The organism is Pseudomonas guineae, from assembly GCF_900113745.1.
Taxonomy (GTDB): Bacteria; Pseudomonadota; Gammaproteobacteria; order Pseudomonadales; family Pseudomonadaceae; genus Aquipseudomonas; species Aquipseudomonas guineae.
Window position 1 is genome coordinate 793,797 of the sequence record NZ_FOQL01000001.1, and the last position, 21,350, is coordinate 815,146.

At 58.9% G+C, this 21,350-nt stretch carries 18 protein-coding genes; 9 read left to right on the forward strand and 9 right to left on the reverse strand.

Annotated elements, in window-relative coordinates; all coding sequences use genetic code 11:
- Nucleotides 1-24: 24 nt before the first annotated feature.
- Together BMZ32_RS03715 and BMZ32_RS03720 are read right to left on the reverse strand one after the other, a co-directional pair.
- Entirely contained in the window at nucleotides 25-921 is an 897-nt protein-coding gene (locus tag BMZ32_RS03715; RefSeq protein ID WP_090239747.1) for a GIDE domain-containing protein, read from the reverse strand.
- Between the two features lie 3 nt (nucleotides 922-924).
- On the reverse strand, nucleotides 925-1,497 hold the full coding sequence (locus BMZ32_RS03720) for a LemA family protein (RefSeq protein WP_090239751.1): 573 nt from the start codon (nucleotides 1,495-1,497) through the stop codon (nucleotides 925-927).
- A 199-nt stretch (nucleotides 1,498-1,696) separates the two neighbouring features.
- On the opposite strand from BMZ32_RS03720, the gene BMZ32_RS03725 reads away from it, so the two are divergent.
- The 7 genes from BMZ32_RS03725 (at nucleotide 1,697) to BMZ32_RS03755 (ending at nucleotide 13,226) form a co-directional block, all read left to right on the forward strand.
- The gene (locus BMZ32_RS03725) at nucleotides 1,697-3,031 is read left to right on the forward strand and encodes an imelysin family protein (RefSeq protein ID WP_090239753.1); all 1,335 of its coding nucleotides are present in this window, start codon (nucleotides 1,697-1,699) and stop codon (nucleotides 3,029-3,031) included.
- A gap of 258 nt (nucleotides 3,032-3,289) precedes the next feature.
- Nucleotides 3,290-4,705 carry a di-heme oxidoreductase family protein gene (locus tag BMZ32_RS03730; protein WP_090239755.1) on the forward strand — a complete coding sequence of 472 codons (1,416 nt, stop codon included), beginning with the start codon at nucleotides 3,290-3,292 and terminating at the stop codon, nucleotides 4,703-4,705.
- Between the two features lie 10 nt (nucleotides 4,706-4,715).
- Entirely contained in the window at nucleotides 4,716-5,777 is a 1,062-nt protein-coding gene (locus tag BMZ32_RS03735) for an imelysin family protein (protein WP_090239757.1), read from the forward strand.
- A 9-nt stretch (nucleotides 5,778-5,786) separates the two neighbouring features.
- The gene (locus BMZ32_RS03740; RefSeq protein ID WP_090241534.1) at nucleotides 5,787-6,896 is read left to right on the forward strand and encodes a DUF1513 domain-containing protein; all 1,110 of its coding nucleotides are present in this window, start codon (nucleotides 5,787-5,789) and stop codon (nucleotides 6,894-6,896) included.
- 288 nt (nucleotides 6,897-7,184) lie between these two features.
- Nucleotides 7,185-8,810 carry a methyl-accepting chemotaxis protein gene (locus BMZ32_RS03745; protein ID WP_090239760.1) on the forward strand — a complete coding sequence of 542 codons (1,626 nt, stop codon included), beginning with the start codon at nucleotides 7,185-7,187 and terminating at the stop codon, nucleotides 8,808-8,810.
- A gap of 207 nt (nucleotides 8,811-9,017) precedes the next feature.
- Nucleotides 9,018-10,148, forward strand: coding sequence for an efflux RND transporter periplasmic adaptor subunit (locus tag BMZ32_RS03750; protein ID WP_090239763.1), 1,131 nt, complete (start codon nucleotides 9,018-9,020; stop codon nucleotides 10,146-10,148).
- 27 nt (nucleotides 10,149-10,175) lie between these two features.
- On the forward strand, nucleotides 10,176-13,226 hold the full coding sequence (locus BMZ32_RS03755; protein ID WP_090239766.1) for a multidrug efflux RND transporter permease subunit: 3,051 nt from the start codon (nucleotides 10,176-10,178) through the stop codon (nucleotides 13,224-13,226).
- Between the two features lie 92 nt (nucleotides 13,227-13,318).
- On the opposite strand, the gene BMZ32_RS03760 is transcribed toward BMZ32_RS03755, so the two are convergent.
- The 5 genes from BMZ32_RS03760 to BMZ32_RS03780 form a co-directional block, all read right to left on the reverse strand.
- Nucleotides 13,319-13,546 (reverse strand): hypothetical protein, encoded by a 228-nt coding sequence (locus BMZ32_RS03760; RefSeq protein WP_090239772.1) that lies wholly within the window; start codon nucleotides 13,544-13,546, stop codon nucleotides 13,319-13,321.
- A gap of 588 nt (nucleotides 13,547-14,134) precedes the next feature.
- Nucleotides 14,135-15,778, reverse strand: coding sequence for a chaperonin GroEL (groL, locus tag BMZ32_RS03765; RefSeq protein ID WP_090239774.1), 1,644 nt, complete (start codon nucleotides 15,776-15,778; stop codon nucleotides 14,135-14,137).
- A gap of 59 nt (nucleotides 15,779-15,837) precedes the next feature.
- Nucleotides 15,838-16,131 carry a co-chaperone GroES gene (locus tag BMZ32_RS03770; RefSeq protein WP_019827816.1) on the reverse strand — a complete coding sequence of 98 codons (294 nt, stop codon included), beginning with the start codon at nucleotides 16,129-16,131 and terminating at the stop codon, nucleotides 15,838-15,840.
- A gap of 215 nt (nucleotides 16,132-16,346) precedes the next feature.
- Nucleotides 16,347-16,811: an FxsA family protein gene (locus BMZ32_RS03775; protein WP_090239778.1), complete on the reverse strand. Its 465-nt coding sequence runs from the start codon at nucleotides 16,809-16,811 to the stop codon at nucleotides 16,347-16,349.
- 63 nt (nucleotides 16,812-16,874) lie between these two features.
- On the reverse strand, nucleotides 16,875-17,606 hold the full coding sequence (locus tag BMZ32_RS03780; protein ID WP_090239781.1) for a HugZ family pyridoxamine 5'-phosphate oxidase: 732 nt from the start codon (nucleotides 17,604-17,606) through the stop codon (nucleotides 16,875-16,877).
- A gap of 183 nt (nucleotides 17,607-17,789) precedes the next feature.
- Between BMZ32_RS03780 and BMZ32_RS03785 the strand changes: the two genes are divergently transcribed.
- The gene (locus tag BMZ32_RS03785; RefSeq protein ID WP_090239783.1) at nucleotides 17,790-18,548 is read left to right on the forward strand and encodes an SDR family oxidoreductase; all 759 of its coding nucleotides are present in this window, start codon (nucleotides 17,790-17,792) and stop codon (nucleotides 18,546-18,548) included.
- A gap of 270 nt (nucleotides 18,549-18,818) precedes the next feature.
- On the opposite strand, the gene BMZ32_RS03790 is transcribed toward BMZ32_RS03785, so the two are convergent.
- Both BMZ32_RS03790 and BMZ32_RS03795 read right to left on the reverse strand, forming a co-directional pair.
- The gene (locus BMZ32_RS03790; protein ID WP_090239786.1) at nucleotides 18,819-19,823 is read right to left on the reverse strand and encodes a DUF481 domain-containing protein; all 1,005 of its coding nucleotides are present in this window, start codon (nucleotides 19,821-19,823) and stop codon (nucleotides 18,819-18,821) included.
- A 109-nt stretch (nucleotides 19,824-19,932) separates the two neighbouring features.
- Nucleotides 19,933-20,931, reverse strand: a complete 999-nt coding sequence (locus BMZ32_RS03795) for a DUF481 domain-containing protein (protein WP_090239788.1) — start codon at nucleotides 20,929-20,931, stop codon at nucleotides 19,933-19,935.
- Here BMZ32_RS03795 and BMZ32_RS03800 point away from each other — a divergent pair.
- Nucleotides 20,930-21,322 (forward strand): MGMT family protein, encoded by a 393-nt coding sequence (locus BMZ32_RS03800; RefSeq protein WP_090239791.1) that lies wholly within the window; start codon nucleotides 20,930-20,932, stop codon nucleotides 21,320-21,322. The genes BMZ32_RS03795 and BMZ32_RS03800 overlap by 2 nt on opposite strands.
- The last annotated feature ends 28 nt before the right edge of the window (nucleotides 21,323-21,350 follow it).

The window sequence follows — 21,350 nt, forward strand, 5'->3', positions numbered from 1 at the left end:
TTCTTGTTGCGCCGTTCTGTTCGCTTAAAAACTGTTGATACCCAGCAACCAAGCCGCCGCTAGTGCTCCGGATACGCACAGCAACACTCCGCCGGCCGCCTGCCAATAGAACTGACGCACCAGCTCATCCTCACCGGCGCAGGAGAGGATGAACGGCTGTGCTTCGCGGGGTTTACCCAGATAGTGCTGCACCAGCTGAGTGCTTTGCTGGCGATGCCGGTCTTCGGCCTCCAGCGTCGCGGCGAGCTGCACACGCTGCCATTCGCGCTCATCCAGCTGGCCATTGCCGTCACTGTCGAAGCGCTGCAGCAAGCCCGCGAAGTCGCCCTTCCACTGACGAATCACCGCGCCGGAGGCTGCCGCCAGATCCAGCCCCTGACGACCGCCACCACGGCTGCAGAAATCACCAATGGCATACAGCGGTTGGCCGACATGCAAGCGCTCTTCGGTATAGCGATAGCGCTCAGCATTACTGAAAAGCGCCCGCCAACCAGTTTTTGCTGCCCCAAGGGGGTGGCGCAGACCGCCCCTCCAGACCTCGCGCGTCAGTGGTCGCACCTGCGCCCCGCGCGGATCAATCAGGCAGCTGCCGGTGCTGTCATCAAGTTGCAGCAGAGCTTCGCTGCTGCCGCTTTCCAGAGTACGCCAGCTGCGCTTCTTGCCACTTGAGGTGTATTCCTCAATCTTGTAACGCCACCACAGACAAGGGGTGTTGGTCAGCGGCCCGAGTAACTGCGCCTCGACGTTCTGCTGCAGTACGCCATAGAACTCAACATAGCCTTGGGCCGCCGAACGAATCTTCGAGGTCGGCGTATCGAGCAGGTGCCGCGCTTGCGATAACCGCTGCAAGAACCACCAGGCGCCGCCTGCGCTAACCGCCAAGCTGCAGGCCAAGCCGACAACCTGTCCTTGAATATCCACGGTTTAACCAAACAGCGACTTGAGGTCGACATCGGCTTTTTCCGACTCGCTGAACTGCAGCAACACCGCTTCCTTGAAGGCAAAAGCGCGAGCAATCAGCACATCAGGGAACTGCTCAATACGCACGTTATTCAGGTTGACCGCCTCGTTGTACAGCTCGCGGCGGTCGGCAATGCCATTCTCCAGACCGCTGATGCGTTGTTGCAAGTGCTGGAAGCTTTCATTGGCTTTCAACTCTGGGTAGTTCTCAGCCAGCGCAAACAGCTGGCCAAGCCCCGCACGCAAACCGGTTTCAGCCTTGCCCAGCGCATTCATGTCGCCCTTGACCTGCGCATTGGCAACCGCCTGACGCGCGGTAATCACCGCTTCCAGCGTACTGCGCTCGTGTTGCATGTACTGCTTGCAGGTCTCGACCAACTTGGGCAACTCCTCATGGCGCTGCTTGAGCATCACCTCGATATTCGACCAAGCCTTGCTCACGCCGTGCTTCAAGCGTACCAGCGCGTTGTAGAGCACCACGGCGTAGGCCGCGAGCAGGATCAACAACACAATAATGACGACACTGGTAAGGCTCATGCGTTACTCCGAGCGGTTATCAAAAGACAATTAGGCCGAGCATTTTAGCCCTATCAACTTGCCCCAACGCAGACCTCGGCCACAGCTTATGGCAAAAAACTGCACGAACCCTTTGCGAATAATGCAAATCTTTCGCATTATGTTTTGGCTTTTGCACTCAGACGCATGAGTGTTTCACCCCACTTGTAAAGGATCGCCCATGTTCCGTATGCCTCTGGCCTCAGCCAGCCTGCTTGCCATCGCCATCTCACTCGCCGGTTGCAGTGAAGATAAAGCCCCCGCCAACCAAGTCGCTGCACCTGCTGCTAGCAGCACCAGCGCACCGGCAGTGGCCATCAGCCCAATCGATGAAGCCGCTGGCAAAGCTGTAGTCAGTCACTACGCAGACCTGGCCCTAGCCGTCTTCAGCGACGCCGCCAGCACTGGCAAAGCCTTGCAAAACGCCGTCGACGTCCTGCTTGCCACACCGAATGCCGACACCTTGAAAGCCGCCCGCGACGCTTGGATAGTTGCGCGCGCGCCCTACATGCAAAGTGAAGTATTCCGTTTCGGCAACGCTGTGGTTGACGATTGGGAAGGTCAGATGAATGCCTGGCCGCTGGATGAAGGCCTTATCGACTACGTCGCCAAGGACTACCAGCACGCGCTGGGCAACCCAGGCTCCAGTGCCAACATCATCGCTAATAGCGAAATCCAGATCGGCGAAGACACGCTCGATGTCAGCACCCTCACCCCAGAACTGCTGGCCAGTCTTAATGAACTGGGCGGCTCTGAGGCCAACGTTGCCACCGGCTACCACGCCATCGAATTCCTGCTGTGGGGCCAGGACCTGAACGGCACTAACCCAGGCGCCGGCGAGCGCCCAGCGACAGATTTCGTAGTGGGTGACGGTGCGACCGGCGGCAACACTGAGCGCCGTCGCGCGTTCCTAAAGGCCGCTACCGACCTGCTGGTCAGCGATCTCGACACAATGGTCGCGCAGTGGCAAGCCGGCGATGCCGACAACTACCGCGCCACACTGGAAGCCGAATCGGCTGAGAATGGTCTGCGCAAGATGATGTTTGGCATGGGCAGTCTGTCCCTTGGCGAACTGGCGGGCGAGCGCATGAAAGTCGCGCTGGAAGCCAACTCCACCGAAGACGAGCAGGACTGCTTCAGCGACAACACCCACAATTCACACTTCTATGACGGCAAAGGTATCCGCAACATTTACCTCGGCGAATACAAGAAGGTTGATGGCACCACCCTGACCGGCCCGAGCTTGTCCTCCCTAATTGCTAAAGTTGACAGCGCTGCTGACAGCACCCTCAAGGCTGACCTAGAAGCGACCGAAGGCAAACTGCAGGCACTGGTCGACAGCGCCAACAACGGCCAGCACTTCGACCAGCTGATTGCTGCCGACAACTCGGCTGGCCAGCAAATTGTGCGCGACGCCATCGCCGCACTGATTAAACAGACCGGCTCCATTGAACAGGCTGCAGGCAAACTGGGTATCAGCGATCTGAACCCGGATACCGCTGACCACAGCTTCTAAGCACTCAGTACTCACTGCAACTCGTAGCGTTGTAATTTTTAGTGATGAGAAAGCCGCGACGCTTAACGGCGTCGCGGCTTTTTTGCGCGTAATCGCTGAGATTCATCTGTTTGGCGTCATCACGAAATAACGAAATAACACCGTGAGATTTTTACCGGCTGCGGCGTTTAGTCATCAGTGATAATGCAAATCCGTCTTATTTAAACTCTGTCAGGCTGTTAATATCGGCACCCTGTTTTCTGCTGTGGATGCCCTTCCATGTTTGTGCTGCATCGCATCGCGTTGCTACTGGCCCTAGGGCTGAGCCTGACGGCTTGCGACCAAGCCCCACGTTTCACCCAAGCAGAGCCCGGCGAAGCTCTATCTGCCGGCAGCGCTACCGTGCGCAGAACAGATCAGAACGCCTTTTCCTTACCGTCAGCCAACCTGTCGCCATTACGCCGCCTGGACTTCAGTGTCGGCAACAGCTTCTTCCGTAATCCCTGGGTCACCTCGCCGGCCACCACTACGGCGCGCGATGGACTTGGCCCGCTGTTAAACACTAATGCGTGTCAGAACTGCCACATCAAGGACGGTCGTGGCCACCCGCCAGCGCCTGATGCGCAAAGCACAGTATCGATGCTAGTGCGTCTGTCGATCCCAGCAGGCATTGAGCATGCGGCGATCATTCAGCGCCTTGGCGTGTTAGCCGAACCCACCTACGGCAGCCAATTGCAGGACATGGCCAATCCCGGCACCGCGCCTGAAGGTAAAGTACGCATCAGTTACAGCACGCAGCTGGTCAATTTTGCTGATGGTCTGCAGGTCGAACTGCGCAAGCCCAGCCTGACCATCAGCCAACTCAATTACGGCGCACTGCATCCCGATACGCAGCTGTCCGCCCGTATCGCCCCGCCGATGATCGGCCTCGGCCTGCTGGAAGCCATACCCGAGAGCGCCATTCTGGCCAATGCCGACCCCGAGGATCTCAATGGCGATGGTATCTCCGGGCGTGCAAACCGGGTCTGGGACCGCGTACAACAGCGTACGGTACTCGGCCGCTTTGGCTGGAAAGCCGGCCAGCCCACACTTAACCAGCAAAATGCCGAGGCTTTTGCTAACGACATGGGCCTGACCAGCACGCTGATCCCCCAGGACAACTGCCGCGAGGCGCAGCTGGACTGCCGCAGCGCGCCCCATGGCGGCGAGCCCGAAGTCAGCGACAATATTCTTGCCAGCGTACTGTTTTACACCCGCAATCTCGGAGTTCCTGCACGTCGAGACGTTGATACGCCAGCGGTACTGGCGGGTAAAAACCTGTTTTACCAGGCAGGCTGCCAGGGCTGTCACGCTGTGCAATTCAGCACCGCCGCTAACGCAGCTGAGCCGGAGTTAGCCAACCAAAGCATTCGCCCCTATACGGACCTGTTACTGCATGACATGGGCCCAGGCTTGGCCGACAATCGCCCGGAATTCCTCGCCAGCGGCCAAGAATGGCGCACCCCGCCTCTCTGGGGTGTCGGCCTGACTGAAGCGGTCAATGGCCACAGCCAATTTCTGCATGACGGCCGCGCCCGCAATCTGCTGGAGGCCATTCTGTGGCACGGCGGTGAAGCCGAAGCGGCCAAACAACAGGTTCTGTCTTTCAACGCTGATGAGCGCAATGCGCTGTTGGCTTTTCTGAATTCGCTGTAAGGAGTCACTCATGATCCGCTCCCCCCTAGGCCTGGCCCTACTCAGCTTGACCCTCACTGCGTGCAGCCCTGCCGACCCGCAACAGCAGGTCAGCCAGGCCCTAACCGATGGCGTAATCCTGCCTATTTATAGCGCCTGGAATGAAGCTGACCGGCAACTGGCGGTCAGCGCCCAGGCCTTCTGCGCCGATCAGCAGAATCTGGCCGAAGCGCGCCAGGCCTTCGCCACTGCGCAGAGCGCCTGGGCGGCCGTGCAACCCGTTCTGCTCGGTCCGCTGGCGGAAGGCAACCGTGCCTGGCAGGTGCAATTCTGGCCCGACAAAAAAAACCTGGTCGCGCGCCAGGTTGAGGCGCTGCTCAACAAAAAATCGGTACTGTCCGCTGCTGACCTGGAGAAATCCAGCGTCGTGGTGCAAGGCTTAACCGCCTACGAATACCTGCTGTTCGACGCGACGCTTGACCTCAGCAACACCGAACAGAAAGCTCGCTATTGCCCGCTGCTCGTCGCCATCGGCGAACATCAGCAGGACCTCGCTGCGGATGTACTGGCCAGCTGGCAGAGTGACGACGGCATGGCCGCGCAGCTAAAAACCTTCCCCAACGCGCGCTATGCCGAAGCCCCGGAAGCGGTGGCGGAATTGCTGCGTACCCAGGTCAGCGCCATCGACGGGCTGAAAAAGAAACTCGGCACGCCTATGGGTCGCCAAAGCAAAGGCCAGCCACAGCCTTATCAGGCCGAAGCCTGGCGCAGCAAGGCCAGCCTAACTAACCTCGCCGCCAGCCTGGCCAGTGCCGAGCGCATCTGGTTAGGCGCCGAACAGAATGGTATCCAAGCACTGCTTAGCGCAGATCAGGCCGAGCTTAAGCAGCGTATCAATGCCGCGTTCAGCGACACCCGCCAACGCCTGGCCGCTGCCCCGCGCCCACTCGGCGAGCTGCTTGGTGACGAAGCCGGCCGCGCCGAGCTGAACGCCCTGTATGACAGCCTGAATACCCTGCACCGCCTGCACGAAGCCGATTTGGCCAAGACCCTGGGCATTCAACTGGGCTTCAACGCCCATGACGGTGATTAATCGATGCAAATCAACCGCCGCGTCTTTCTCGGCCTGGGTGCAGCCACCTTGGCCGCCACAGCAGTGGCGGCCAGCACCTTCGGTGGTTGGACGCTGACACGCAGTGGCGTACAGCCGCTGCTGCTGTCGGCGCGCAATGATGCCGCCGGCCGGCACTTCGCCGTCGGCTACCGCCTGGATGGCAGTCAGGTATTTGCCACCCCCGTCAGTGAGCGCTGCCACGATGTGGTTGGCCATCCGTTTCTGCCCATGGCGCTGTTTGTCGGGCGACGCCCGAGCACCAAGAGCTACCTGATCGACACTCGCGATGGCCGTCTGCTGCAAACCCTGCACTCGCCTGCGCAGCGCCATTTTTACGGCCATGCGATATTCCACAAGGACGGCGAGTGGTTGTACGCCACCGAGAACGATACCTCCGACCCTGGTCGCGGCGTGCTGGGTGTCTATCGCCTAGAGGGAGAGCAGCTGCATCGCAGCACCGAGTTATCGAGCCATGGCGTCGGCCCGCATCAGCTGCTCTGGCAACCCGATGGCGAAACCCTGGTGGTGGCCAACGGCGGCATCCGCACCGAAGCCGACAGCCGCGTGGAGATGAACCTCAACAGCATGCAGTCGAGCCTGGTGCTGATGCACCGTGATGGTCGCCTGCTGAGCAAGGAACAGCTGCCCGAGCAGATGAACAGCGTGCGCCACCTGGCCGTGTCCAGCGATGGCACCGTGGTCAGTGGTCAGCAATATATGGGCGCGCTCAGCGACCTGGTGCCACTGCTGGCGATTAAACGCCCTGGCCAGCCCTTCCAGCACTTCCACGTGGCTGAAGCGCAGCGCCAGCTGATGAGTCAGTACACCGCCAGCGTGGCGATCCACAGCGAACTGCGCCTGCTAGCCCTGACCGCGCCACGCGGTAACCGGGTGTTTATCTGGGACCTGGACAGCGCCGAGCTGCGCCTGGATGCGCACCTGGCCGACTGTGCCGGTGTCGGCGCGGTAGCCGATGGTTTTGTCGTCAGCAGCGGTGTCGGCCGCTGCCGCCTGTACGACTGCCGGGGCAAACGCATCATCAGCCAGCCCCTGCAACTGCCCACCGGGCTGTGGGACAACCACCTGCGCATGGCCTGACAAGCGGTTTACTATTTGCTGTGCGCCAGCCCGGAGCACGAACCTAAGAGAACGGGTGCGTAACTGTTTCTGACCTATCTGACACAGAATAGGCAGCGCACAGCGCTTTTAAATCTGTCACACGCTTGCGGTACGCTAAAGAATGCTGCCGCCACGCCGATCTATACTTTCAGTCAGCCGCTGCCTCTAGGCAGCCCGGCGCAGCCGATACCAGTCGACAGGGATCTTCGCAGTTAGGCCGCAGTCAGCGTCACCGGCATCCTGCTTCCCACATTCAGAGGTATCCCTATGTTTCTGCAAAAATCCTTGCGCGCACAAATTCTCGCCCTGCTTGGCGGTAGTCTGGCGCTCATTTTGGTCACCGCACTGGCCTGCTTCAGCCTCCTCTCCAATGGTATTCGCGACTACCGCGGGCTACTCGAAGGCCCGCTGGAAGAATCAACATTAATCGACGTCGCCAACCTCGACTTCAAAACCCAGATACAGGAGTGGAAGAACGTCCTCCTACGCGGCAAGGACAGCGCTCAACTGAATAAGTACTGGAGCCAATTTGAGGCACAGGAACGCAAGGTTCAAGACACCCTGGGCAAACTGAGCCTGCTGGCCAGCAACGACCCTGCACTCAAGCGCAAGATCGACAATTTGCGCAGCGAGCATCAAAACCTAGGCGGCCAATATCGTTCAGGCCGCGATGCCTTCATCGCCGCCGGTGCTGACGCCAAAGCCGGCGACACCGCAGTTGCGGGCATCGACCGCAACACCACTCAGCAAATGGACGAGCTGGCTGCAGAGCTGCACAAACAAAGCATCGACCAGGCCAGCCTGATCAATGCGGAGGCCGACCGCACCGTCACCTTTGGCACCTTGTTGATGCTTGGTGCGACCGTAGTCATCGCGCTGTTCAGCCTGTGGCTGATCAACCGCAACCTGATCAACCCCATCCGTGAACTGATCGACTATATCGCCCTGCTGAGCAAGGGCAATTTCGGCAAGCGCGTGGACTCCACCCGTCAGGATGAGCTGGGCAACTTGGCCGTGGCGGCTAATATCCTGCATGACTTCCTGGCTGAGACCTTCACTCGCCTCAAGCGCAGCACCACTGACCTCGACACCGCCAGCGGTGAACTTAACGCCATTGCTACGCTGATGGTCCAAGGCACCCGCGAGCAGTTCTCACGTACCGACCAAGTCGCCACAGCAATGCACGAGATGTCCGCCACCGCCCAAGAAGTGGCGCGCCATGCGGCTCAAGCAGCCAATGCCGCCGACGATGCCGACCAAGCCGCACGCCAAGGTGAAACAGTGATGCAAGCTACCATCAAGACCATCACCGATATTCGTGGCGAGATCAGCAACACCGCTGAGGTGATCCGTCGCCTGGAAGGCGATACCGGCCGCATCGGTAAGGTACTAGAAGTGATTCGCGGGATTGCTGAACAAACCAATTTACTCGCGCTCAACGCTGCCATCGAAGCCGCCCGCGCCGGCGATCAGGGCCGTGGTTTTGCCGTAGTCGCCGACGAGGTGCGGACCCTGGCCCAGCGTACGGCCGAGTCCACGGCAGAAATTCACCAGATTATCGACACCGTACAAACCGGGGCAATTAATGCTGTACGCGCGATTGAGAGCGGCCAACAACGCAGCGAGGACGGCGTGACTCAGGTCACCGAGGCCGGTGCTACTCTGCAGCTGATCACACAAGCAGTGGAAGCCATCCGCGACATGAACCGACAGATTGCCACGGCCGCCGAAGAACAGACCTCGGTCGCCGAAGACATCTCACGCAACCTCACCGAGATCACAGCCATTGCCACGGCGAATCAGGAGAACGTACAGCGTACCGAAAGCGCCGGGCAGAACCTGCATGAGCTGTCCGGCCAACTCAATGAAGTGACCCAACGCCTGAGCGCCTAAGTCAGCAAGCAGCTGCAGCGCTCAGCCAACACCCACAAAATGCCAGCCTATGCTGGCATTTTGCTTAATAGTGGCCCCATTAGTCAGCACCTGTAACGTCCGCAAAAATTTGCAAATGCGAATCTTTGACAGCTACCAGCGCGAGGACTACTGTGCCCGTCTTGCCTATTCCCAGGCCCTCTATCCGCCTCGCCAAGGAACCGGAATATGTTGCTCCGCCGCATGCTGATCATGCTCGGTGTGGTACTCGTCGTAGTACTCGCCCTCGCCGCCTACAAAGGCTTTTCCATCTACCAACAAGTGCAGATGTTCTCGGCGCCGCAGCCGGCCATTAGCGTGGACGCTGCAACAGCACAAGAGCAGCCTTGGCAGAGCCGCCTGCCAGCGATCGGCACGCTGATAGCGTTTCAGGGCGTCGACTTAACGGTTGAGGTCGGCGGCACCGTGCAAAAGGTGCACTTCCGCTCGGGTGAACGCGTCGGCTTAGAGCAACCGCTGATCCAGATGAACAGCGATGTCGAGCAGGCAACCCTAGCCACCGCGCAGGCAGAATTAGGCCTCGCGCGCGTGGAATTCGAGCGCGGCCGCAGCCTAGTCAAACGCGGAAGTCTCTCGAGAAGCGAGTTTGACCGCCTCTCCGCTAATTTGCAGAAAGCCAACGCCAGCGTGGCCCAATTGCAGGCGTTACTGGCGAAGAAGCGCATTCTTGCGCCGTTTGCCGGCACCATCGGCATCCGTCAGGTCGATGTCGGTGACTACCTCGCTTCCGGCACCACCATCGCCACGCTGCAGGACTTGAGCAAGCTCTACGTCGACTTCTTCCTGCCGGAGCAGGCGGTGCCTAAGCTGGCTGTCGGTGAACGCGTGCGCTTCAGCGTAGCGGCGTACCCGAGCGAAATCTTCGAGGGCGAAATTGACGCGATAAACCCTAAAGTCGAAGACACCACACGTAATGTGCAAGTGCGCGCCATGCTAGCCAACCCCGATAGCAAACTGCTGCCAGGCATGTTCGCCAACTTGGAGGTGCTGCTGCCGGGTGAGCAAAACGTAGTCGTCGTACCTGAAACCGCGATCACCTACACCCTCTATGGTAACTCGGTGTACCTCATCAGCGAAAAAATGGGTGAAGACGGCCAGGTCGTCAAAGACGAAAAAGGCCAGGCCGAGCTAGCCGTCGAGCGTCGCTTTGTCGAAACCGGCGAACGCCGTGAAGGCCAGGTGGTGATTAGCAAAGGGCTGCAAGCAGGTGAACAAGTGGTGTCCGCCGGCCAGCTGAAGCTGGACAACGGCGCCCATGTGAGCATCGCCAACGCGCAAGCCAAGCCGAGCGCCGACTAATCGGGCGCGGCTCAAAGGAACTTATTTATGGCTTTTACTGATCCCTTTATCCGTCGCCCGGTACTGGCGACTGTGGTCAGTCTGTTGATCATCCTGCTTGGCTTCCAGGCATTCAGCAAACTGACCATCCGCCAGTATCCGCAGATGGAAAACGCCCTGATCACGGTGACCACGGCTTACCCCGGGGCAAATGCCGAGACCATCCAGGGCTATATCACCCAGCCGCTGCAGCAGAGCCTGGCCAGCGCCGACGGCATTGATTACATGACCTCGGTGAGTCGGCAGAACGTGTCGATCATCTCGATCTATGCGCGCATTGGTGCCAACAGCGACCGTTTGTTCACCGAGTTGCTGGCCAAGGCCAATGAGGTGAAAAACCAGCTACCGCAGGACGCTCAAGATCCGGTGTTGAGCAAGGAAGCTGCTGACTCCACGGCGCTGATGTACGTCAGTTTCTACAGCGATGAACTGTCCAACCCGCAGATCACCGACTACCTGTCCCGAGTGATTCAGCCCAAGCTAGCCACCTTGCCCGGTATGGCTGAGGCGGAGATCCTCGGCAACCAGGTATTCGCCATGCGCCTGTGGCTCGATCCGGTGAAGATGGGCGCCTACGGCGTGACTGCTGGCGACGTTAACAGTGCCGTGCGTAAGTACAACTTCCTCTCCGCCGCCGGCGAGGTGAAAGGCGAGTACGTGGTCACCAGCATTAATGCTGAAACCGACCTCAAGTCAGCCGAGGCCTTTGCCGCCATCCCACTGAAAACCGTGGGTGACAGCCGCGTATTGATCCGCGATGTCGCACGGGTGGAGATGGGCGCAGAAAGTTACGACTCGATCAGCTCCTTCGATGGCACGCCGTCGGTGTATATCGCCATCAAAGGCACACCTGGGGCCAACCCGCTGGATGTGATCAAGGAGGTGCGTAAGGTCATGCCCGACCTTGAGTCGCAACTGCCGCCAAACCTTAAGGTATCGATCGCCTACGACGCCACGCTGTTTATTCAGGCCTCGATCGATGAGGTGGTGAAAACCCTGTTCGAAGCGGTACTAATCGTCATAGTCGTGGTGTTCCTGTTCCTCGGGGCCTTCCGCTCGGTGCTGATCCCGGTGATCACCATTCCGCTGTCGATGATCGGCGTGCTGTTCTTCATGCAGCTGATGGGCTATTCGATCAACCTGCTGACGCTGCTGGCCATGGTGCTGGCCATCGGCCTGGTGGTGGATGACGCCATCGTGGTGGTAGAGAACATTCACCGGCACATCGAAGACGGCAAAACACCGTTCGATGCGGCTATTGAGGGCGCAAGAGAGATTGCCGTTCCAGTGGTCTCGATGACCATCACCCTGGCAGCGGTATACGCGCCCATCGGCTTCCTTGAAGGGCTCACGGGCGCCTTGTTCAAAGAGTTCGCCTTGACCCTGGCGGGCGCCGTGATCATCTCTGGCATCGTCGCCCTGACCCTGTCGCCGATGATGTGCGCCAAACTGCTGCGCCATGAAGAGAACCCGTCCGGCCTGGCACACAAGCTCGACCAAATCTTCGACGGCCTCAAGCAGCGCTATCAGCGTGCCCTGCACGGCACTCTCGATACACGCCCGGTAGTATTGGTGTTCGCGGTGATCGTCATGTGCCTGATCCCCGTTCTGCTTAAGTTCACCAAGAACGAGCTGGCCCCGGAAGAAGACCAAGGCATCATTTTCATGATTGCCAATGCGCCGCAGCCGACCAACCTGGAATACCTGAACAAATACACCGACGAGTTCGTCAGCATCTTCAAGGAGTTCCCCGAGTACTACTCTTCGTTCCAGATCAACGGTTTCAACGGCGTGCAATCAGGTATAGGCGGCTTTCTGATGACGCCGTGGAACGAACGTGAACGCACGCAAATGGAGATTCTGCCCGAGGTGCAAGGTCGCTTGTCACAGATTGCCGGCCTGCAAATATTCGGCTTCAACCTGCCTTCACTACCGGGTACGGGTCAGGGCCTACCGTTCCAGTTCGTGATCAACACCCCGAGCGACTATCAGTCACTGCTGCAGGTGGCGGAGAAGGTCAAAACACGCGCGGTGGAATCGGGCAAGTTTGCCTTCCTCGACGTTGACCTGGCCTTTGACAAGCCGGAAGTGGTGGTGGAAATCGACCGTGAAAAAGCTGCACAAATGGGCGTTTCCATGGAAGACCTCGGGCTGACGCTGGCCAGCTTACTCGGTGAAGGTGAGATCAACCGGTTCACCATCGACGGCCGCAGTTACAAGGTGATTGCCCAGGTCGAGCGCGCCTACCGCGACAATCCGCAGTGGCTAAGCAGCTATTACGTGAAGAGCGAAAGCGGCGCGATGCTGGCCCTATCGACGCTGGTTAAGGTCAGTGACCGCGCACGGCCAACTCAGCTCAACCAGTTCCAGCAGCTCAACTCGGCGATCATCCAGGGCGTGCCAATCGTCAGCATGGGTGAGGCCATCGAAACCGTTGAGCAGATCATGCGTGAGGAAGCGCCAGCAGGCTTTGCCTACGATTTTGCTGGGGCATCACGCCAGCTGGTACAAGAAGGCAGCGCGCTGTACGTGACCTTCGGCCTGGCTCTGGCGCTGATTTTCTTGGTGCTGGCGGCGCAGTTTGAAAGCTTCCGCGACCCGCTGGTGATCATGGTCACGGTGCCGTTATCGATCTGTGGCGCATTGATCCCGCTGTTCCTTGGCTTCTCGAGCATGAATATCTACACCCAGGTCGGCCTGGTGACGCTGATTGGTTTGATCACCAAGCACGGCATCCTGATCGTCGAGTTCGCCAACCAACTGCGTCGTGAGAAAGGCCTTTCGCGGCGTGAAGCGGTCGAGGAAGCCGCAGCCATTCGCCTGCGCCCGGTGCTGATGACCACAGCCGCCATGGTGTTCGGCATGGTGCCACTGATCTTGGCAACTGGCGCGGGCGCCGTGAGCCGTTTCGACATAGGCCTGGTGATCGCCACCGGCATGTCGATCGGCACTTTGTTCACCCTGTTCGTGCTGCCCTGTGTGTACAGCTTGCTGGCCCAGCCCGACCCATCGCCTAAGCAGGCTCAAGCTCACGACTGAACCAGCGGCAGACTGCCATGGATGGCAGGTCACAAAAAAGCCCTGCATAGCAGGGCTTTTTCAAGGGCTCACTTGGTTGCCAGCCAGCAGAACTAGCCTTGCACACCTGCGCCTTGGGTCAGGCTGAACATAAACAACAGCAGGTCTTGGTCCGGGCGCATCACCTCGGTCAGTCGTGCCTGGGGTGGTAATGGGCAATAACCCAGCTGCTGGTTAAGCGTGATGACTTGGGGGCTGGCTTCCTGCCAAGCCGCCGCCGCCAGTGAGGCCACGCTAAGTGCGGCCACCAAGAACAGACCTCGTGCAATTTCTAACTTCATTACTGCAACCTCTTGATAGCGCTGCCAAACGCTGTTTACTTACCCTAGACCACTGATAAACCTAGCGGCGCACTTAGTGACCAACGGTGGTTACTGCGAACGCGGCCGACAACCCGGTCATCCTGATCCACAAGCCAGCCATCTAGCAGGCAGACCTTCGAACCATACGACTGCCAATGGTTCAACCGTTGATCAAAGCAAAGGCTGGCGCCGTATCCCCGTGAGCGGAGGTAACACGCCAGAGTCACTTAACTGCCCATGTGCATTAGAGCGGTGCGCAATAGCGCTAGCGGTTTTAAACAGTCGCAGGCCAACCACAGCCAATAAAAATCTCCGCCCACACGGCAAAAGCAGCGTGGTAGAGCACATCCTGGTGAGGTCATAACAAGAAGCGCTTATGCAGATCATCCGCACAGGGCTGATTGACAGGCTCCAGTCCGGGAGCGCGTATTAATCAAAGCAATTGCCATACCGCTTTGCCGCACGGGACTGTTATAGCGCAGAAAAATGAAAACCCCGTGACAGGCACGGGGTTTTCTTTACAGCTGACAAGCCGCCTGGCGGCGGCCTGCTAGGGGCCGGGCTGGCTTACATCATGCCGCCCATGCCACCCATACCACCCATGTCTGGCATACCACCACCAGCCGGCTTGTCTTCAACCACTTCGGCAATCATCGCTTCGGTGGTGATCATCAGGCTGGCGATCGAAGCAGCTGCCTGCAGCGCCGAACGAGTGACCTTGGCCGGATCAAGAATACCCATCTCGATCATGTCGCCGTAGGTGTCGGTGGCGGCGTTGAAGCCGTAGTTACCCGAACCCTGCTTGACCTTGTCGACTACTACGCTTGGCTCGCCGCCAGCGTTGGCAACGATCTGACGCAGCGGTGCTTCAACAGCACGACGCAGCAGTGCGATGCCAACGTCCTGATCGGCGTTCTCGCCTTTCAGTTCGCTGATGGCCTGCAGAGCGCGAACCAGTGCCACGCCGCCGCCAGGTACCACGCCTTCTTCAACGGCTGCGCGGGTTGCGTGCAGAGCGTCGTCAACGCGGGCTTTCTTCTCTTTCATTTCAACTTCGGTGCCGGCACCGACTTTGATCACGGCAACACCGCCAGCCAGTTTGGCCAGACGCTCTTGCAGCTTCTCTTTGTCGTAGTCGGACGAGGTATCTTCGATCTGCTTACGGATCTGCAGAACGCGCGACTCGATATCAGCCTGAACGCCAGCACCGTCGATGATGGTGGTGTTTTCTTTGCTGAGGATGACGCGCTTGGCGTTACCCAGGTGCTCCAGGGTGGCGCTTTCCAGGCTCAGGCCGATCTCTTCGGAGATAACGGTACCGCCAGTCAGCACGGCGATGTCCTGCAGCATGGCCTTGCGACGATCACCAAAGCCTGGCGCCTTAACGGCAGCGACTTTAACGATACCGCGCATGTTGTTCACAACCAGAGTCGCCAAAGCTTCGCCTTCAACGTCTTCAGCCACGATCAGCAGCGGGCGACCGGATTTGGCTACAGCTTCCAGAACTGGCAGCAGTTCACGGATATTGGAGATCTTCTTGTCGACCAGCAGGATCAGCGGGCCGTCGAGCTCAGCCACCATAGTGTCTGGCTTGTTGATGAAGTACGGGGACAGGTAACCACGGTCGAACTGCATGCCTTCAACAACCGACAGTTCGTTTTCCAGGCCCGAGCCTTCTTCAACGGTGATGACGCCTTCTTTACCGACTTTTTCCATAGCTTCGGCAATGATTTCGCCGATGGAGGTGTCGGAGTTGGCGGAGATCGAACCGACCTGAGCGATGGCTTTAGTGTCAGCGCATGGCTTGGACAGGTTCTTCAGCTCAGCAACGATGGCGATGGTTGCCTTGTCGATGCCGCGCTTCAGGTCCATTGGATTCATGCCAGCAGCGACGGCTTTCAGGCCTTCGTTGACGATGGCTTGAGCCAGAACGGTAGCGGTGGTGGTGCCATCGCCTGCGTCATCGTTAGCGCGCGAAGCAACGTCTTTAACCAGCTGAGCGCCCATGTTTTCAAAGCGATCTTTCAGCTCGATTTCTTTGGCAACGGAAACGCCGTCTTTGGTGATGGTCGGAGCGCCGTAGCTCTTCTCGATCACAACGTTGCGGCCCTTCGGACCCAGGGTCGCTTTTACTGCGTCAGCCAGGACGTTGACGCCAACGAGCATTTTCTTACGGGCGGAATCGCCGAATTTAACTTCTTTAGCAGCCATGATGGTTATTCCTTAATGCGTTCAAATAGAGCGGGATTCGTAGCGACTAAGCGCTGCAATCAGCCTTCGATAACGGCGAGAATTTCGTTCTCAGCCATTACCAGCAGGTCTTCGCCGTCAACTTTGACGGTGTTGCTGCCCGAGTACGGGCCAAATACCACTTTGTCACCGACCTTGACGGCCAGCGCGCGAACTTCACCGTTGTCCAGCACGCGGCCGGTACCGACAGCGAGGATCTCACCGCTGTTGGCTTTCTCAGCAGCGGAACCTGGCAGCACGATGCCGCCTGCGGTTTTCTTTTCTTCTTCGCTGCGACGGATTACGACGCGGTCATGCAGAGGACGAAGCTTCATGGTCGATCTCTCCCAATAGTTTATTTATACGGCCGGCGAATTCACCGACGGGTTAGCAAAATCCGGCTAGGCCGGTAGCCCTGCGCCAGGCGCAACGCTGAAGTCTGATTTGTCTAAGCGACAAAAAACCTTGCGGTGACCGCTACATAAGGGCGCGCAGGGGGATTTCAAGGGCTGAGGACGAAATCTTTACTGATACTGACGCCCCGAGACACTCACTCACGACGCTCGTATTCACCTTCCAGCACGTTCGGCTGGGCGGCATTCGGCCGAACTGACCCGGAGCGGGCAGCCTGGTCGTCGAAAAAAGCACGCTGGCGCATGGCTTGCTCAGCTGCACGCAGGCGCACTCTGTTGACCAGCAAGCGACGGGTGAAGGGGATCAGACAGAAGATGCCGAAGATGTCGCTGATAAAGCCTGGCAACAACAACAGGCCACCACCGACGGCGATCAGCAGACCTTCGAGCATTTCCTGCTCGGGCAACTCGCCGCGGGAAAGCCTTTCGCGGGCGCGCCACGCCGTGGCAACACCCGCCACCCGCAGCAGCACACCGCCGAGAACCGCCGAGCCAATGACCAGCAGCAGGGTCGGCAACACCCCGATCGCACCACCCACTTGGATCAGTACGGCCAGCTCGATGAACGGAAAGAGCAAAAATAGAAACAGAAAAGCACGCATCTAAGGGTCCTTGAAGGAAGAACAGCTTCCAGTAGAGATGAAGTATGGGGTGTTACGCTGAATTCAAGCTGAAGCCTTACCGTCGGTCGGCCACACCGGCGCCCGCGCCAGCACCACCAAGGCTTGGCGCACCTCAAGCGGACTGTTACAGGATGTTGGAAAGGCCAGCCAATAGAGCCCCTGGCCGATGCGCAGGTGGAAGCCCTCGCTGTCGATACCGACCAACTCCGCAGGCACCTGACTGGGTAAGCCTGCCAGAGCGACATAGTGAGCGATGGCCGCGACATGATCGCTGTTCATATGCTCCAGCATGTTGACTTCACTGTCACCGGCGAAAGGGTTGGCCAGGGCCACCTGATCCAGCCAGTGAATCGCACCAAAACCACCGATATAGCGCCCGCGCACCGGCTCCAACCGCCAGAAGTCGAAGTCATGTGCCTGATGATAACCGCGCGACTCCGGGAAATAGCGGTAATAGCGCTGCGCCGCCGCCTCCATTTGTGCGCCATCCTGCAACTGCCGGGCTTCAGCGAGCAGGGTCAAGCGGCCAACCGCCTGCACATCCTGCGCGTCACGTTCGCCCACCAGCAGTGAGCATTTGCCGTCCTGCTTGAGGTTGTGGGTGTGCTGGGCAATGCGGCTGATCAAAATCAGCGGATAGCCCTGCGCGTCCAGGCAATAGGGCACCACTGATCCGAAAGGGAAACCCGGCATCGCCTTGGAATGGGTGCTGAGCACGCCCCGGTATTCCTTGAGCATTAATTCTCGGGCATGCTTGCCGGCTTTCACGCTCACCTTATGACTCCTTGCATAGAATCCGTCACTAACGGACAGGCGCTTAGGATAACGGTTACTGCGCCGGCAAGGTTACACCGAACAAGCTGCTGAGCCTCTCGCTAGCTGGGCCAAACACGTTTAACCCGTGACAGCCCGGGCGCCGCTGAGGGCGCAGCGCTTCAAATTACTTGGGGATACGCAATGCAACTCAAAGACAAAGTTATCGTCATCACCGGCGGCTGCCAGGGCCTGGGGCGCGCCATGGCAGAGTACCTGGCCGAGAAAGGCGTCAAGCTGGCGCTGGTCGACCTCAACCAGGAAAAACTCGACGAAGCCGTGGCTGCCTGCAAGGCCATGGGCGTGGAAGCTCGCGCTTACCTGTGTAACGTCGCCAACGAAGAGCAAGTGATCCAGACCGTGACGCAGATTGCCGACGACTTCGGCGCAATCAATGGCCTGGTGAACAACGCCGGCATCCTGCGTGACGGCCTGACTATCAAGGTCAAGGATGGCGAAATGACCAAGCTGAGCCTGGCTCAGTGGCAATCGGTGATCGACGTCAACCTCACCGGCGTCTTCCTCTGCACCCGTGAAGTAGCCGCAAAGATGATTGAGCTGAAGAACGAAGGCGCGATCATCAACATCTCGTCCATCTCCCGCGCCGGCAACATCGGTCAGGCGAACTACTCCGCCGCCAAGGCCGGGGTAGCCGCCGACACCGTGGTCTGGGCCAAGGAACTGGCGCGTTACGGCATTCGTGTTGCAGGCGTGGCCCCAGGCTTTATCGAAACGGAGATGGTTGCCAGCATGAAGCCAGAAGCGCTGGAGCGCATGACCTCGGTCATCCCATTGCGCCGCATGGGCAAGCCGGCCGAGATCGCCCACTCGGTGGCCTACATCCTGGAAAACGACTACTACACCGGTCGCATTCTGGAGCTGGACGGCGGCCTGCGGTTGTAATCCGCACCGATCTGCTGCGCGTCGGCCACCCTGTGTTGAAAACGACCCTCGGAAGCCGCTTGCGGCTAACGCGCTTCAGCGCGGCCCGAAGGGCGAGTGAAACGAGTACTGCTCATTTACAGCCCGTAAATACCGCGCCCTCGGTCGTTCGACCAGCCAAAGGCTGTTACTAACGTAACGCCTTGCCTGGCTCTAGCTCGCAAGTTCTAGAACAGTTGAAAATAAAAAGCCCTGCAAACGCGGGGCTTTTTATTGGCGACAGAAGCCTACTTACCAGCCGATACCAAAACCCAGGCTGTAGCGGGTTTCGTCCAGCTCGCCTTGCGATCCGCTGACCAGGTCTTTCTCTGCCTTCATATTCAGCGAGGCCCAGTCGGTCAGTTTGTAACGCAGCCCGAGGGCCGCATCCAGGGTGTATTCGGCCACATTATTCAGCGGCTTACCGACTTCACCATCACTGAACAGCTCAACGCTCTTACCGATCAGGTAGCGGTTGTAATCCCACTTCATGCTCACCGCATAGAAGTTGTCACGTTCACCCGTGTCATATTCGTAGTCGGTGCGGTTGAGCAAGCCCGCTACGGAAAAAGCGCCCAGCTCATTATCCCAGAACTGGTAACCCGGCCCCGAACCGACCGTGCGCTGACGACGTACCTCCTCGATACGGTCACGCTTATATTCCATGCGACCCTGCCAGAACCAGTGCTCGGTCAGGAAGCGGTCGAGGGCGTATTCAGCACCCCAGTTATCGGTGGTGACCACATCATTCTGGAATTCGCGGGCGTAGTCAGCTTCGCCGTTGTGGCGCCATAGGCCATGGCGCGCCTTGGTCTTCATGCTGACGTCATAATCGTCGGTATCAGACTCAGCCCGCTTGTAGTCAAGCCCCGCGTCGATATTGCCCTTCCAGACGAAATCTTCAATCAACGGCTTGGGTTTAAGCATCTGCTGGATGCTGGCCAGCTCGATGGTTTTGGGGGCGTCACCGTTGACCAGTGTGACCTTGCCTGGCTCGGCAGGGCGCAGCGATTTGGCGCGTTCACCAACGACGGCATTCTCCTTGATCAACAATTCCTGGTCGCTTTCAAGAGTCGCGATCTTGTCCCAGCTCAGCGCAATAGCGCCGCCATAGTCGGTTGCCAGCACCAGCTTGCCACCGTCATAGAACTTGATCTTACCGGTCAAACGGTCACCGTTTTTCAGCCACACGGTGTCCGCTACTGCGGATGTAGCAGCGAGCGTGAGGGCCAGGCATAACAGGGATCTGGAAAACATAGGAAGGGGCTTTCTATCTAGGTATGTGCGAAGGGCCGAGCATTATCCGTAAGCGCAGCAACAGAGCAAGTACTGACCGACAGAAGCACCCTGAGTTCACCCCACTCGCCTACCAGCCGACACCCACCCCCAACAGATAGCGCCGCTCACTCGAGCTCTGGCCAAGGCCACGCACTTGGTCCAGCTCGTACAGCAGCGATAACCGCGCCCACTGATTCAGGCGGTAACGCAGGCCTATTTCACCGTCGAGCACGTAGTCGATCTGCTCGATATCCGGCAGCTGCACCTCGGCCGTACTGTAAAACTCCAGCCGGGTGCCCCAGAGCAGACGCTTATAATCCCAGGACAGTGAGTAGGTATTGAGTGCCAGATCGGTATCGCGGGTTTCCAGCTGTAAACGATTGAATTGACCAACCACATCCAGCCGACCCAACTCGTTGTCCCAGAAACGATAACCCGGCCCAGTTCCCAGCGAACGCTGGCGGGTGAAGAAGGCCAACTCATCTTCGTTATGCTCGGCACCGACCCGCCAGAACCAGTTATCCGTGATAAAGCGGTCAAGATCATATTCCAGCTGCCAGTTATCGGCGGTCTTCGCTCTATTCTTGACCTTGCGCTCCAGCTCGCCATTGAGCACGTGACGCCAGCGTCCATGCTCCATGCGTGTGTTGCCTTTTAGCTTCCACTCATCGGTGTCATCGTCATCGCGCTCCATATCAAGCTTGGCATCCAAATTGCCCTCCCAGAAGCGGTCCTGCAGCACCGCACGCGGCGGAATCAGTCGCTTGATGCTGGCCAGCGGCACAGTCTGTGTACGTTCACTGACCACCCGCACCATGCCCTGGCCGGCGGCTTCCAGCTGGTTGCTGCGCTCGCTGTCGAGGCCCTGACGCCGAATCAACAGGGGTTTGTCCGAGCGCAGGGTGTCGATATCCTTCCAGGCAATCAGCACCTGTCCGGCATATTTAGTCTTCAAGGCCAGTTTGCCGCCATCGAGTAGAACTATCTCGCCGCTTAGACGGTCACCATTGTTCAACCACACCGTGTCCGCCCACACAGGCGCGGCCAGACTGATAATCAATAAACACAGCGGGGTACGTAGCAGCATGGTGGAAAAGCCAGATAGCGAACCAGGGGAAGTGCCGAAGCATGCCGCGCCAAGTCAGCCCACAGCAAGCCAGACTGAGCGGTGTACGGCACTTTATGCAGCGCTGGCTCAGGTACCGGCAGGCTGCGTGGTGAGTTACGGAGAACTGGCTGCCCACGCTGGTTTGGGCCGCGCAGCGCGCTGGGTCGGACGTATCCTCAGCCAACTGCCGGACGGCACGACCCTACCCTGGCACCGGGTCATTTGCGCAGGCGGACGCCTCGGTTTGCCTACTGGCAGCCACGCCGGCGCAGAACAACGTTGCCGCTTACGTGACGAAGGTGTGCCCGTGCACAATGATCGGGTGGATATGCCGCGCTATGGCTGGCGCCCAACAGAGCACAGCGGTTAGAGTGCGCCCTTTGTTAGGTCAATCTCAG

Coding starts and splice junctions, on each gene's coding strand:
- BMZ32_RS03720 (WP_090239751.1), bottom strand. CDS start 1,497: ATGAGCCTTACCAGTGTCGTCATTATTGTGTTGTTGATCCTGCTCGCG.
- BMZ32_RS03725 (WP_090239753.1), top strand. CDS start 1,697: ATGTTCCGTATGCCTCTGGCCTCAGCCAGCCTGCTTGCCATCGCCATC.
- BMZ32_RS03730 (WP_090239755.1), top strand. CDS start 3,290: ATGTTTGTGCTGCATCGCATCGCGTTGCTACTGGCCCTAGGGCTGAGC.
- BMZ32_RS03735 (WP_090239757.1), top strand. CDS start 4,716: ATGATCCGCTCCCCCCTAGGCCTGGCCCTACTCAGCTTGACCCTCACT.
- BMZ32_RS03745 (WP_090239760.1), top strand. CDS start 7,185: ATGTTTCTGCAAAAATCCTTGCGCGCACAAATTCTCGCCCTGCTTGGC.
- BMZ32_RS03750 (WP_090239763.1), top strand. CDS start 9,018: ATGTTGCTCCGCCGCATGCTGATCATGCTCGGTGTGGTACTCGTCGTA.
- BMZ32_RS03755 (WP_090239766.1), top strand. CDS start 10,176: ATGGCTTTTACTGATCCCTTTATCCGTCGCCCGGTACTGGCGACTGTG.
- BMZ32_RS03760 (WP_090239772.1), bottom strand. CDS start 13,546: ATGAAGTTAGAAATTGCACGAGGTCTGTTCTTGGTGGCCGCACTTAGC.
- groL (WP_090239774.1), bottom strand. CDS start 15,778: ATGGCTGCTAAAGAAGTTAAATTCGGCGATTCCGCCCGTAAGAAAATG.
- BMZ32_RS03770 (WP_019827816.1), bottom strand. CDS start 16,131: ATGAAGCTTCGTCCTCTGCATGACCGCGTCGTAATCCGTCGCAGCGAA.
- BMZ32_RS03775 (WP_090239778.1), bottom strand. CDS start 16,811: ATGCGTGCTTTTCTGTTTCTATTTTTGCTCTTTCCGTTCATCGAGCTG.
- BMZ32_RS03785 (WP_090239783.1), top strand. CDS start 17,790: ATGCAACTCAAAGACAAAGTTATCGTCATCACCGGCGGCTGCCAGGGC.
- BMZ32_RS03790 (WP_090239786.1), bottom strand. CDS start 19,823: ATGTTTTCCAGATCCCTGTTATGCCTGGCCCTCACGCTCGCTGCTACA.
- BMZ32_RS03800 (WP_090239791.1), top strand. CDS start 20,930: ATGGTGGAAAAGCCAGATAGCGAACCAGGGGAAGTGCCGAAGCATGCC.
- BMZ32_RS03795 (WP_090239788.1), bottom strand. CDS start 20,931: ATGCTGCTACGTACCCCGCTGTGTTTATTGATTATCAGTCTGGCCGCG.